The 12550-nt window shown below is 71.2% G+C and carries 14 protein-coding genes; 8 read left to right on the top strand and 6 right to left on the bottom strand.

From position 1 onward, the window contains the following. Nucleotides 1-13: 13 nt before the first annotated feature. On the bottom strand, nt 14-355 hold the full coding sequence (locus ABZ860_RS25465) for an MmcQ/YjbR family DNA-binding protein (protein WP_357224556.1): 342 nt from the start codon (nt 353-355) through the stop codon (nt 14-16). Between the two features lie 197 nt (nt 356-552). Between ABZ860_RS25465 and ABZ860_RS25460 the strand changes: the two genes are divergently transcribed. After that, nucleotides 553-1752, top strand: coding sequence for a cytochrome P450 (locus ABZ860_RS25460; protein WP_357224554.1), 1200 nt, complete (start codon nt 553-555; stop codon nt 1750-1752). Here the strand turns inward: ABZ860_RS25460 and ABZ860_RS25455 are convergent. Together ABZ860_RS25455 and ABZ860_RS25450 are read right to left on the bottom strand one after the other, a co-directional pair. Next, the gene (locus tag ABZ860_RS25455; RefSeq protein WP_357224552.1) at nt 1724-3001 is read right to left on the bottom strand and encodes an ROK family protein; all 1278 of its coding nucleotides are present in this window, start codon (nt 2999-3001) and stop codon (nt 1724-1726) included. The genes ABZ860_RS25460 and ABZ860_RS25455 overlap by 29 nt on opposite strands. Before the next feature lie 108 nt (nt 3002-3109). Beyond that, complete coding sequence (locus ABZ860_RS25450) at nt 3110-4135, bottom strand: GDP-mannose 4,6-dehydratase (protein ID WP_357224550.1); 1026 nt, start codon at nt 4133-4135, stop codon at nt 3110-3112. 255 nt (nt 4136-4390) lie between these two features. Between ABZ860_RS25450 and ABZ860_RS25445 the strand changes: the two genes are divergently transcribed. The 3 genes from ABZ860_RS25445 to ABZ860_RS25435 are packed head-to-tail and all read left to right on the top strand — an operon-like array spanning nt 4391 to nt 7449. Beyond that, entirely contained in the window at nt 4391-5632 is a 1242-nt protein-coding gene (locus tag ABZ860_RS25445; RefSeq protein WP_357224547.1) for a glycosyltransferase family 4 protein, read from the top strand. A 45-nt stretch (nt 5633-5677) separates the two neighbouring features. Beyond that, on the top strand, nt 5678-6391 hold the full coding sequence (locus ABZ860_RS25440) for a methyltransferase domain-containing protein (protein WP_357224544.1): 714 nt from the start codon (nt 5678-5680) through the stop codon (nt 6389-6391). Then, nucleotides 6388-7449 (top strand): prenyltransferase, encoded by a 1062-nt coding sequence (locus ABZ860_RS25435; RefSeq protein ID WP_357224542.1) that lies wholly within the window; start codon nt 6388-6390, stop codon nt 7447-7449. Before ABZ860_RS25440 ends, ABZ860_RS25435 begins: the two co-directional genes overlap by 4 nt. 125 nt (nt 7450-7574) lie before the next feature. Here ABZ860_RS25435 and ABZ860_RS25430 read toward each other — a convergent pair whose 3' ends face one another. Continuing rightward, complete coding sequence (locus tag ABZ860_RS25430; RefSeq protein WP_357224540.1) at nt 7575-8204, bottom strand: class I SAM-dependent methyltransferase; 630 nt, start codon at nt 8202-8204, stop codon at nt 7575-7577. Nucleotides 8205-8286: 82 nt separating this feature from the next. Between ABZ860_RS25430 and ABZ860_RS25425 the strand changes: the two genes are divergently transcribed. The 4 genes from ABZ860_RS25425 (at nt 8287) to ABZ860_RS25410 (ending at nt 10740) form a co-directional block, all read left to right on the top strand. Beyond that, the gene (locus ABZ860_RS25425; protein ID WP_357224538.1) at nt 8287-8772 is read left to right on the top strand and encodes a pyridoxamine 5'-phosphate oxidase family protein; all 486 of its coding nucleotides are present in this window, start codon (nt 8287-8289) and stop codon (nt 8770-8772) included. Nucleotides 8773-8854: 82 nt separating this feature from the next. Further along, on the top strand, nt 8855-9049 hold the full coding sequence (locus ABZ860_RS25420) for a ferredoxin (RefSeq protein ID WP_030506197.1): 195 nt from the start codon (nt 8855-8857) through the stop codon (nt 9047-9049). A gap of 37 nt (nt 9050-9086) precedes the next feature. Next, nucleotides 9087-10172, top strand: coding sequence for a Zn-dependent alcohol dehydrogenase (locus ABZ860_RS25415; protein WP_357224535.1), 1086 nt, complete (start codon nt 9087-9089; stop codon nt 10170-10172). Nucleotides 10173-10245: 73 nt separating this feature from the next. Continuing rightward, nucleotides 10246-10740, top strand: a complete 495-nt coding sequence (locus ABZ860_RS25410; protein WP_357224534.1) for an MSMEG_6728 family protein — start codon at nt 10246-10248, stop codon at nt 10738-10740. Between the two features lie 99 nt (nt 10741-10839). Here ABZ860_RS25410 and ABZ860_RS25405 read toward each other — a convergent pair whose 3' ends face one another. Continuing rightward, complete coding sequence (locus tag ABZ860_RS25405) at nt 10840-11850, bottom strand: sugar phosphate isomerase/epimerase family protein (RefSeq protein ID WP_357224532.1); 1011 nt, start codon at nt 11848-11850, stop codon at nt 10840-10842. A gap of 46 nt (nt 11851-11896) precedes the next feature. Beyond that, nucleotides 11897-12550: Gfo/Idh/MocA family oxidoreductase (locus ABZ860_RS25400; RefSeq protein ID WP_357224530.1), on the bottom strand; the 654-nt coding region annotated here is incomplete at its 5' end.

Raw genomic sequence — 12550 nt, 5'->3', positions numbered from 1 at the left:
CCACGACGGGCCGCTACCGGGATTCGTGCGCTTCGACCAGGGACTTCGGCGCGGTGAGGCACCACGCCTCGGTCACCAGCTCGAACAGCTCGTCAGGGTCGATCTTGGCCAGATGGACCACGACCCAGCCGAAACGCCCGGCGGTGAACTGCGGCTCGAACACCTCGGGCCGCTCGGCCACCAGCGCGATCTGCTCCTCGATCGTCGCCTTGAGGCCCACCGTCTCGGTCCGCTCCCACAGGTAGCCGAAACCCTTGCCGCGCACCTTGAACGAGACCCAGTCGCCACCCTCACCCTGGCCGACCTCGGGCAACCGGTTCACCATGGCCAGGAACTCCTCGACGCTCACACCCATGCGCCCAGTCGTACCAGAGCCCACCGACAAGGCGGCGGCAGCGATCCGTCACCTGCGGGTCGCTTGACGGGCCGCCGCACCCGTAATAGAACCCGTTTCAGAATCAATGCGAACAAGCGCTTGATCACGCTGTCGCCGCCGCCGACAGGGCGATCGTCCCTCTTACCAAGGGCAGCCAAACCCGATTAGGTGATGCCATGGAAATCAACCTCGTCGACAAGGACCGCTACGCGCGCAGCGGAGTGCCGCACGACCAGCTCCGCCGGCTCAGGGGTGACGCGCCCGTCTACTGGCACGAGGGAGAGGGCGACTGGCCCGGGTTCTGGGCGGTCACCAAGCACGCGGACGTCGTCCACGTCTCCCGCCACTCCGACCTGTTCTCCTCGGCGCGCAAACTGGCGCTGTTCGACGAGATGCCCGAGGAGCAGCGCGAGTTCCAGCGGCTGATGATGCTCAATCAGGACCCGCCCGACCACACCCGGCGCCGCTCGCTGGTCAACCGCGGCTTCACCCCGCGCCAGATCGGGCGGCTGGAGGAGCACATCCGCGACATCTGCCACGCCCTGGTGGACGAGGTCCAGAGCAAGCCCGACGTCGACTTCGTGCGGGACATCGCCGCGCCACTCCCGCTGTACGTGATCTGCGAGCTGCTCGGCGCGCCGGTCGAGGACCGGGACAAGATCTTCGAGTGGTCCAACCGCATGATCGGAAGCGACGACCCCGACTACTCCACCAGCCCCGAGGAGGGACAGGCCGCCGCCTTCGAGGTCTACTCGTACGCCCACACGCTGGCCGCGGCGCGCAGGCAGGACCCGCGCGACGACATCGTCACCAGGCTCCTGCAGCCCGACGAGGACGGGCAGACGCTGACCGAGGACGAGTTCGACCTGTTCGTCCTGCTGCTGATCGTGGCGGGCAACGAGACCACGAGGAACGCCGCGTCCGGAGGCATGCTGACCCTCTTCGAGCACCCGGACCAGTGGAAGCGCCTGGTGGACGACCCCTCCCTCGCCAGGACGGCAGCCGACGAGATCGTCCGCTGGGTGTCCCCGGTCAACCTGTTCCGGCGTACGGCCACGGCGGACACCGAGATCCGCGGCCAGAAGATCGCCGCGGGCGACAAAGTGGTGGTCTTCTACGCGTCGGCCAACCGGGACGAGGAGGTCTTCGAGCGGCCCGACGAGTTCGACATCGGCCGCGACCCCAACCCGCAGATCGGCTTCGGCGGCGGCGGGGCGCACTTCTGCCTCGGCAACCACCTGGCCAAGCTGGAGCTTCGGGTGCTGTTCGAGGTGCTGGCCCAGCGCCTGCCCGGCATCCGGCAGACCGGCGAGGCCAGACGGCTGAGGTCCTACTTCATCAACGGCATCAAGACGCTGCCCGTCGCCCTCGGCTGACGGGCAGCGACGGCAGCGGGGTCAGGGCCGGGCGCGGCCGGGCCGGCACGCTGCCGTATCCGTGGGCGCGTGGATCCGCGGGGCCGGGCTCCGGCTCCGCGGCCGGGTAGCGCGACAGCAGCGGAGACTCCCCGAGCGCCAGCGCGACGCCGCCGAGCGCGCCCGCGACGTCGCCGAGCGCCGCCCGGCGCAGGGTCAGCCGACGGCGCGAGATCGGCACCGCGCCCGCGTCCAGGGCCTCCTGGACGGGCCCCAGGAGCGGAGCGCCGATCTCGGCCAGCTCGCCGCCGATGACGATCACCCTGGGCCCGATCGCGTTGGACAGCGCGGCGAGCACCCGGCCGATCCGGCCGCCCACGTCGGACAGCAGGCCGAGGGCGATCGGGTCCCCCGCCTCCGCGGCGGCCCTCAGCGCGGGCAGGTCGTCGCCGTGGCCGCCCCGGGCGCGGTAGGCGTCGAGCACCGCCCTGATCGAGGCCACGGTCTCCAGGCATCCCGTGCCCCCGCACTCGCAGGGCCTTCCGGCCGGGTCCACCGGGATGTGCCCGATCTCCCCCGAGACTCCGTCGGCGCCGCGGTGCAGCACCCCTCCGGCCACCACCCCGCCGCCGACGCCGTACGACAGCCGCAGATAGAGCACGTCCCGGTCGCCGGCGGCCGCACCCCACGTCGACTCGGCGAGCGCCGCGAGCCTGGTGTTGTTGTCCAGCAGCACCGGCCCGCCGAAGCGCTCCCCGAGCATGGCCTCGACACCGGAGAGGGTCGCGTCCCGCGCCCCGGCCAGCGGGCCCACGACGCCCACGCCCACGCCCCTGAGCGCCCTCTGCCACAACCCGCCGCCGACGAGCCCGCGGACGAGGCGTTCGGCGAGCGCCACCCGGTCGGGCCACGGCAGGCCGGGCGCGTGCGCCTCCCCCGCCGAGCCCACGATCTCGTACGTCACGCCGAGCGCCGCGACGTGCACGGCGCGGCGGGCGAAGTCGATGCCGAGGGCGAGGCCGACCGCGGGATTGAGGGCCAGTCGCTCGGCGGGACGGCCCCGGCCGCGCGGCCCCTCGTCCGGCATCGCCGCGACCACCGCGCCCGTGGCCAGCAGCCCGCTGAGCGTGTCGTGCAGGGTCGTGCGCGACAGACCGCACCGCCGGCTGAGCTCGCCCCGGTTGAGCGGGCCGTGCGCGCGCAGCAGGCCGAGCACGGCCTGCTCGTGCCCGCGCCGCACCGGAGACACGACGTCTGCCCTGAATCGCATGCGGAAAAGCATGCACACTTGGTAGGTTTTGTGTCAATCTTGGACGGCACCGACGAAGCTCTCACTCCGCTGGGGCATCGGTGGGTGCTGCCGCCGCGGCGCGGGATGTCAGGCCCAGGAGGAGTCCTGCTCGGGGTCGCCGCCGTCGGCGAGCAGGCGCAGGTCGGCCTCGACCATCATCGCCACGAGCTCCTCGAAGGACACCGTCGGCTCCCAGCCGAGCTGGGTGCGGGCCTTCTTCGGGTCCGCGCACAGCAGGTCGACCTCCGCCGGGCGGTGCAGGGACGCGTCGCAGACGACGTGCCGCTCCCAGTCGAGATCGGCGGCGGCGAACGCCGCCTCGACGAGCTCGCGCACCGAGTGCGTGCGCCCGGTGCCGATGACGTAGTCCTCGGGCTCTGCGGCCGACAGCATCATGTGCATGGCCCGGACGAAGTCGCCGGCGAACCCCCAGTCGCGGCGCGCCTCCAGGTTGCCCAGGCGCAGCTCCGCGGCCATGCCGAGCTTGATCCGCGCGACGCCGAGCGAGACCTTGCGGGTGACGAACTCGGCCCCCCGCCGGGGCGACTCGTGGTTGAACAGGATGCCCGACACCGCGAACATCCCGTACGACTCGCGGTAGTTCTGTGTGAGGAAGTGCCCGTACGCCTTGGCCACGCCGTACGGCGATCTGGGGTGGAAGGGGGTGCGCTCGGTCTGTGGCGTCTCCCTGACCTGGCCGAACATCTCCGAGGACGACGCCTGGTAGAAGCGGATCTGCCCGGCCGACGAGCCGCGCGAGGCGGTGATCCCCGAGCAGACGCGGATGGCCTCCAGCACGCGGAGCACGCCCATGCCGGTCACCTCGGCGGTCAGCTCGGCCTGCTCCCACGACATGGGCACGAACGAGATGGCCCCCAGGTTGTAGACCTCGTCCGGCTGCACCTTCTCCACCGCCGAGATCAGCGACCCCTGGTCGAGCAGGTCGCCGCGGACCAGCCGCACGTCCTGCAGGAGCCGGCGCACGCGCGGGACGCGAGGGTTGGCCTGCCCGCGGACCAGGCCCCAGACCTCGTATCCCTCGCTCAGCAGGTGTTCTGCGAGATAGGAGCCGTCCTGACCGGTGATGCCGGTGATCAGCGCACGCCTGGCCAACGGATCCTCCTCGTAGCGCCCAACTTGGCCTATGAGAGGCGAATGTACCGCCCTGCCCGGCCGTGCCTACATATGCACCGCTAGAACGTGTTACACCGAATCTCGTTCGAGTAAGCTAACACCCCAGGTCGGGCCGGGTGAGAGTCGATCGAGGACCCTTTCCACCTCACCCACCCCATCTAAGGTCAAATGGTAGTGTTCCTGGCAGCAGCCCCACGGGGGCACGGCTGGAAACCGGCTGGAAAGGGGTGCCTCTTGGCGGAGAGGCTGCGAGTCGCGCTGCTGTCATACCGCAGCAAGCCCACCTGCGGCGGCCAGGGGGTGTACCTGCGCCACATAAGCCGCGAGCTCGTCGCTCTGGGCCACCACGTCGAGGTCTTCTCCGGCCAGCCCTACCCGGAGCTGGACGAGGGCGTGGTCCTCAACAAGGTGCCGAGCCTGGACCTCTACCGCGACGAGGACCCGTTCCGCACGCCGAAGCTCGACGAGTATCGCGACTGGATCGACGCACTCGAGGTCGCCACGATGTGGACGGCCGGCTTCCCCGAGCCGCTGACGTTCAGCCTGCGGGCCTACCGGGAGCTGAAGAAGCGGCGGGGCGACTTCGACGTCGTCCAGGACAACCAGACGCTGGGCTACGGCCTGCTCGGCATCCAGCGACTGTTCCCCGTCGTCGGCACCATCCACCACCCGATCAGCGTGGACCGGCGGATCGAGCTGAAGGCCGCCAAGGGCTGGAAGCGGCTGTCGATGCGCCGCTGGTACGGCTTCGTCCGCATGCAGAGCATCGTGGCGCCCCGGCTGAACCCGATCCTGACCGTCAGCGAGTCGTCGCTCGCCGACATCCACCGCGACTTCAACGTGCCGCAGTCCAACATGCGGCTGATCCCGCTCGGCGTCGACACGCGGTTCTTCCACCCCCGGCCCGAGCTGCCGAAGCGGGAGAACTCGATCGTGGCCGTGGCCAGCGCCGACTCGCCCATGAAGGGCGTGGCGACCCTGCTGCGGGCGGTCGCCAAGCTCGCCACCGAGCGCGAGGTCAACCTCACCGTGGTGAGCAGGCCCACTCCCGGAGGCCCCACGGAGCAGCTCGTCGACGAGCTGTCGCTGCACGACCGGGTGCGGTTCGTGCACGGCATCCCGGACGAGGAGCTCGCCGAGCTGATCGCCACCTCCGAGGTCGCGGTGGTCCCCTCGCTCTACGAGGGATTCTCGCTGCCGGCCGTCGAGCACATGGCCAGCGGCACGCCGCTGGTCGCCTCGCGTACGGGCGCGCTGCCCGAGGTCGTCGGCGACGCGGCCGTGCAGGTCACTCCGGGTGACCCCGAGGAGCTGGCCGCCGTGCTGCGCCGCCTGCTCGACTCCCCCGAGGAGCGCGCGGAGTTCGGCCGGCGTGGCTACGACCGCGTGATGGAGCGCTACGCGTGGCCGGTCGTCGCCCGCCGCACGGTCGAGGCCTATCACGAGGCCATCGCCGCGCGCCGCGTCTCCCGATGAGCGTCTCCCGGTGACTCCCCAGAACCCACGAAAGGCAGGCACCGAGTGCTGACCGTCGACTTCAACCGGCTCCCCGTCGGACCGGGAGACCGCGTCCTCGACCTCGGAGCCGGTGGTGGCCGGCACGCCTTCGAGGTGCTGCGCCGGGGCGCCGACGTGGTCGCCTTCGACATGGACGCCACCGAGATGGAGAACGTGGCGGCCATGTTCGCGGCCATGGACAAGGAGGGCGAGGTGCCGGCGGGCGCGACCGGCGACACGGTCGTCGGCGACGCCCTCGACATGCCGTTCCCCGACGCGTCGTTCGACCGCGTCATCGCCGCCGAGGTGCTCGAGCACATCCCCGACGACATGGCCGCGATGCGCGAGATCGTACGCGTGCTGAAGCCGGGCGGCCGGGCCGCGATCACGGTGCCGAGCTTCCTGCCCGAGCGGATCTGCTGGGCCCTGTCGGAGGACTACCACACCGCCCCCGGCGGCCATATCCGTATTTATACGTTGGCGGAGCTTCAGGCGAAGCTGAAGGCCTCCGGGCTCGAGGTCGGCGGCCACCACTACGCCCACGGCCTGCACTCGCCGTACTGGTGGATCAAGTGCGCGGTCGGGGTGAACGACGACGAGCACCCGCTGGCCAAGGCCTACCACGAGCTTCTCGTCTGGGACATCATGAAGCGCCCCCTCGCCACCCGGCTGGCCGAGGCCGTGCTCAATCCCCTGATCGGCAAGAGCGTCGTTGTCTACGTCCGGAAACCCGCATGAGGCGGGTGCCCGAGGTCACAGGGATCATCACCGCCGAGCAGGTCGTCCGTACGGCCGAGAGCATCGCCGCCATCCAGGACGACCAGGGCGGCGTGCCCTGGCCCGAGGGCCACATCGACGCGTGGAACCACATCGAGTGCCTGATGGCGCTGACCGTGGCCGGGCTGCGCGCCGAGGCCCGCAAGGGCTACGACTGGCTCGTCCGGCACCAGCGCCCGGACGGCTCCTGGCCCATGAAGGTCCGCGACGGCGAGCCCGCCGAGGCGGCCGGGGAGTCCAACCACGCGGCGTACATCGCGGTGGGGGTCTGGCACGACCTGCTGGTAACCGGCGACGAGGACTTCGCCCGGTCGATGTGGCCGGCGGTGTCGCGGGCACTCGACTACGTCATCGGCCTGCAGACCGCGCGCGGCGAGGTCCTGTGGCAGCGCGACGCCGAGGGCCGTCCGGCGGAGTACGCCCTGCTCACCGGGTGCTCGTCGATCCACCAGGGCCTGCGGTGCGGGGTGCTGCTCGCCGAGCGGCTGGGCGACCCACAGCCCGACTGGGAGCTCGCCGCCGACCAGCTCGGCCACGTGATCGCCGAGCACCCCGAGGTGTTCGCCGACAAGAGCCGCTTCTCGATGGACTGGTACTACCCCGTGCTCGGCGGCGCCGTACGCGGCCCGGCGGCGGCCCGGCGGTTCGACCTGGAGTGGGACACCTTCGTCGTGTCCGGCCTCGGCGCACGCTGCGTCTCCGACCAGCCCTGGGTGACCGGCGCGGAGTCGTGCGAACTGGTGCTCGCGCTCGACGCCGCCGGGCTGCGGGAGCGCGCGCTGGCGGTCTTCGCCGACATGCAGCACCTGCGCCACGAGGACGGTTCCTACTGGACCGGCTGGCAGTTCGTGAATCAGCGGCACTTCCCCAACGAGCGGTCGGGGTACACGGCCGCCGCGGTGGTGCTCGCCGCGGACGCCCTCGCCCGCGCGACGCCCGGCTCGGGGGTCTTCCGCGACGCCGGCGGCCGGCAGGCCCGCATCACCGGCGAGTGCGGCTGCGAGCGCGCCCGCGCCTGACCGATCGGCGGCTCCCCTGCCGCCGGCCACGCTGCTGGGGGTCGCGGCGCTGGACGTACCCGACCACCTGGTCGAGGTCGAAGCCACCGCGGTCATCGGCTGAAGACGCCCGGCGGGACGCGCCGTCAGACGCGTTCCAGTACGCGCAGCGACCCGATGACCCGCACCTCGCGGAAGTCGCCCGACTCCAGCGCGCGCAGGTAGACCCGGTAGGGCGCCTGCCCGCCGTCGGCCGGGTCGGGGTAGATGTCGTGGAAGACCAGCGCGCCGCCCTCCATGACGTGCGGCGCCCATCCCTCGTAGTCGGCCGTCACCGGTTCCTCAGAGTGGCCGCCGTCGATGAACAGCACGGCCAGCGGAGTGGACCAGTGGCGGGCGACCGTCGCCGAGGCGCCCACGACCGCGATCACCTCGTCCTCCAGGCCGGCGGCGGCGATCGTGTCGCGGAAGAACGGCAGCGAGTCCATCCGCCCGGTCCTCGGGTCCACCAGCTCGGGGTCGTGATGCGGCCAGCCCGGCTGGATCTCCTCGGAACCCCGGTGGTGGTCCACCGTGAAGACCACCGTGCCCGCCCGCCGCGCCCCGGCGCCCAGGTAGATCGCCGACTTGCCGCAGTAGGTGCCGATCTCGCAGATCGGCCCGCGGGAGCCGTACGCGCAGGCGGTCTCGTACAGGGCCTCGCCCTCGGCGGGCGGCATGAACCCGCGTGCCTGTTCGGCGGCACGGCGCAGGTCGTCGGGCATCGGGGTCACCATGTCGGGCACCCTACCCAACAGGCCGAACGATGTTCGGGACTGCCCCTTGTCCGCCCTGATGCAACGTGTTCTACTTTGCTTCGTGAACCAGCGCGCCCGCATCGCGATGAGCGAGGAAGAGATCGCGGGGCTCCTGCGAGACGCCCGCAAGCTCCAGCTCGGCACGATCAACCCCGACGGCACGCCGCACCTGGTCACGATGTTCTATGGACTCGACGACGGCCGCGTCACGTTCTGGACGTACGCCAAGTCGCAGAAGGCCCGCAACATCGAGCGCGACCCGCGGGTGAGCTGCCTGGTCGAGACCGGGGACGAGTACGCGCAGTTGCGCGGCGCGCTCGTCTACGGCAAGGCACGGCTGATCGACGACCCGGCGGCCGTCCTGGAGGTCGGCCTGGACGTCACCCGGCGGATGACCGGCATGTCCCTCGACGGTCCGGAGGCGCGGGGATACGTCGAGCACACCGCGCGCAAGCGCGTGGCCTACCTGGTCGAGCCGGCCCGCGTCGTCTCCTGGGATCACCGCAAGCTCGGCGGCGATGGGTCTGCCCCGCGGATCTCGCCGTAGCGACCGCAGTAGGCGAAAGATCCAAGGGACAGGCCCTAACGTGAACTCCAGCGCGATGTGACGCACAGGAGGAGGACGCGCCATGAAGATCAAGGTCGACTACGACGTGTGTGAGGCCAACGCCGTCTGCATGGGCCTGGCGCCCGAGGTCTTCGAGGTCGACGACGAGGACAACCTCCACGTGCTGATGCCCGAGCCGCCCGCCGAACTGCTCGACCGGGTCCGCCACGCGGTCCGGTCCTGCCCCAAGGCCGCGCTGTCGCTCGAGGACGAGTGACGCCCGGCACCCAACCCTGAAAGACCAGGAGGTCCCCATGCGCGGCGCGCTTCTCCACGCGGTCGGCGACGAAAAGCTCGACATCAGAGACGACTTCACGCTGACGCCGGTGGGCCCGGGTGACGTCCGGGTGCGGGTGAAGGCCACCGGCGTCTGCCACTCCGACCTCTCGGTGCTCACCGGCGTGCTCCCCATGCCGCTGCCGATCATCCCCGGTCACGAGGGCGCGGGCGAGGTCGTCGAGGTGGGCGACGGCGTGACCGCCGTGCAGCCGGGCGACCACGTCATCATCAACTGGACGCCCGCCTGCGGCGACTGCCCGAGCTGTGTGGGCGGCCAGCCGAACCTCTGCATGACGTACATGATGAAGAGCTTCACCGAGCCGCGCTTCCTGTTCGGCGGCGAGACCCCGGCGTTCGGCATGGCCGGGTGCGGCACCTGGGCCGAGGAGATCATCGTGCCGTGGCAGGGGGCGATCAAGGTCGACCCCGACGTGCCGTACGAGGCGGCGGCGCTGATCGGCTGCGGGATCACGACGGGCGTCGGCGCGGTGCTCAACACCGCGAAGGTGCGCCCCGGCGCGACCGTCGCGGTCGTCGGCTGCGGCGGCGTCGGCCTGTCGGTGATCCAGGGCGCCCGCATCTCCGGCGCGACCACGATCCTCGCGATCGACCCGCTGGAGTCCAAGCACGCGCTCGCGAAGAAGGTCGGCGCCACCCACGCCTGCACCCCCGACCAGCTCATGGACGCCATCGGCACGCTGACCGGCGGCCAGGGCTTCGACCACGGCTTCGAGGTGGTCGGCAAGTCGGCGGCCATCATGACGGCCTGGCAGGCGACGCGGCGCGGCGGCGACGTCATCGTCGTCGGCGCGGGCGCCATGGACGACCAGGTGCCGCTGACCGCCTTCAACCTGCTGTTCGAGGGCAAGAACATCCTCAGCTCGCTGTACGGCGACGCCGACGTCCGCAGGGACTTCCCGCGCTTCGTGAACCTCTACAAGGCGGGCAAGCTCGACCTCGACAGCATGATCAGCTCCCGCATCAGGATCGGCGACCTGAACGACGCCGTCGACGCCCTGCGCGGCGGCGAGGTCCTCCGGCAGATCGTGCTGTTCGACTGACGCCACCGGCCCGCCGGAGATCTCCCTGGCGCGGGGGATACCTCCGGCGGGCCGGGGTAGCCCGAGCGGCGAGATGCAGACGTTCCTGCCGTATCCGGACTTCGCGGCCACCGCACGCGTCCTCGACCCGCTCCGCCTCGGCAAGCAGCGGGTCGAGGCCCTGCAGGTCCTGCGCACGCTCACCGTTCCGGGGTACGGCTGGCGGCACCACCCGGTGGCGCACATGTGGGCCGGGTACGAGGAGGCGCTGGTCCGCTACGGCCTGGAGATCGTGTCGGTCTGGTGCGAGCTGGGCCGCGCCGACACCTGCGCCGGGACGATGACCAGGGAACTGCTCGGCTGCCGGGGCATCCCGGCGCCCCGCACCCAGGAGGCCCTCGCGGAGGCGGGCGAACTGCCGCCATGGCTCGGCGATCCCGCACTCCACCTCAGCCACCGCTCGGCCCTGCTGCGCAAGGACCCGGAGTTCTACGGCCCGAAGTTTCCGGGAGACCCCGACGACCTCCCCTACGTCTGGCCCGACTCCGACCGCGTCAACGCCCTGCTCCCGCCCCGCCGCACCCTGTAGCGCCGAAGCGGCCGCGGCGTGGGGTGAGGCATGCCGAAGGGCCGGGCACCCCTGATGGAGCACCCGGCCCCGGCCTCGCAAGAGCTGGGGAGAGAGAGGTCAGCTCTCGGAGGAGAAGGCGGCGTCGAAGGCGGCGTCGGGCGGGGTGATGGCGTTGAGCGAGCGGATGTAGGCGAGGGATTCCGGCGCGCCGTGCAGCCGGTCCATGCCCGCGTCCTCCCACTCGATGGAGATCGGGCCGTCGTAGCCGATGTGGTTGAGCGCCCGGAAGCACTCCTCCCACGGCACGTCGCCCCGGCCGGTGGACACGAAGTCCCAGCCGCGGCGGGGGTCGGCCCAGGCCAGGTGGGAGGCCAGGCGGCCGCGCCGGCCGTCGCGGGTGGCGACCCGGGCGTCCTTGCAGTCGACGTGGTAGATCCGGTCGGCGAAGTCGAGGATGAAGTTCGCCGGGTCCAGGCCCTGCCACACCATGTGCGAGGGGTCCCAGTTCAGCCCGAAGGCCGGCCGGTGCCCGATCGCCTCCAGCGTCCGCACGGTGGTGTGGTAGTCGTAGGCGATCTCGCTGGGGTGCACCTCGTGCGCGAAGCGCACCCCGACCTCGTCGAACACGTCGAGGATCGGGTTCCACCGGTCGGCGAAGTCGGCGTAGCCCGCCTCGATCATCGACGGCGGCACCGGGGGGAACATCGCCAGCGTGTGCCAGATCGACGAGCCGGTGAAGCCGACGACGGTCGTGACGCCGAGTTTGGCCGCCGCGCGGGCGGTGTCCTTGATCTCCTCGGCGGCGCGCTGCCGTACGCCTTCGGGTTCGCCGTCGCCCCAGATGCGGGCGGGCAGGATGCCCTTGTGGCGCTCGTCGATGGGGTGGTCGCACACGGCCTGGCCGACGAGGTGGTTGGAGATCGTCCACACCCCGAGGTTGTACTTGGCCAGGGTCTCCTTCTTGCGTTCGATGTAGGAGTCGTCCGCCAGGGCCTTGTCGACCTCGAAGTGGTCGCCCCAGCAGGCGATCTCCAGGCCGTCGTAGCCCCATTCCGAGGCCAGCCGGCAGACCTCCTCGAACGGCAGGTCCGCCCACTGCCCCGTGAACAACGTGACCGGTCGCGTCATCTCACTCCCGCTCTCACAATCGTGTGGACAATCACACCTTTTCCGATCACACCGAGGTCCAGCCCGACTCGGCGGCGGCGCTCTCCTCGACCGCGGCGAGCACCCGCTGCACCCGCAGCCCGTCCTCGAAGGACGGCGTGGGGTCGGTGCCGGCGGCGATCGCCTCCAGGAAGTCCTTCGTCTCGTGGACGAACGTGTGCTCGTAGCCGAGGCCGTGGCCCGGCGGCCACCACGCCCCGGCGTACGGGTGGTCCGGCTCGGTGACGAGGATCCGCCGGAACCCGGCGTCCCGCTCGGCGGCGTCGTAGAACCACAGCTCGTTCATCGCCTCGAAGTCGAAGGACAGGCTGCCAGCCGATCCGTTGATCTCGATGCGCAGCGCGTTCTTGCGCCCGGTGGCGAAGCGGGTGGCCTCGAACGACGCCAGCGCGCCGCCCTCGAAGCGGCCGATGAACAGGGCCGCGTCGTCCACCGTCACCTCGCCCATCTCACCGGTGCCGCCCTCGCCGGCCAGGCCGCTCGACCCTTCGGCGAGCGGGCGCTGCTTGACGAAGGTCTCGGTGAGCGCGCTCACCCCCGTCAGCGACCGGCCGACGATGAACTGCGCGGTGTCGATGATGTGGGCGCCGATGTCGCCGAGAGCGCCTGACCCGGCCTTGTCCTTCTGGAGCCGCCAGACCAGGGGGAACTCCGGGTCGAC

The sequence above is a fragment of the Microbispora sp. NPDC046973 genome (assembly GCF_040644495.1).
Lineage (GTDB): Bacteria > Actinomycetota > Actinomycetes > Streptosporangiales > Streptosporangiaceae > Microbispora.
This window is presented reverse-complemented; position numbering and strand designations above follow the sequence as displayed.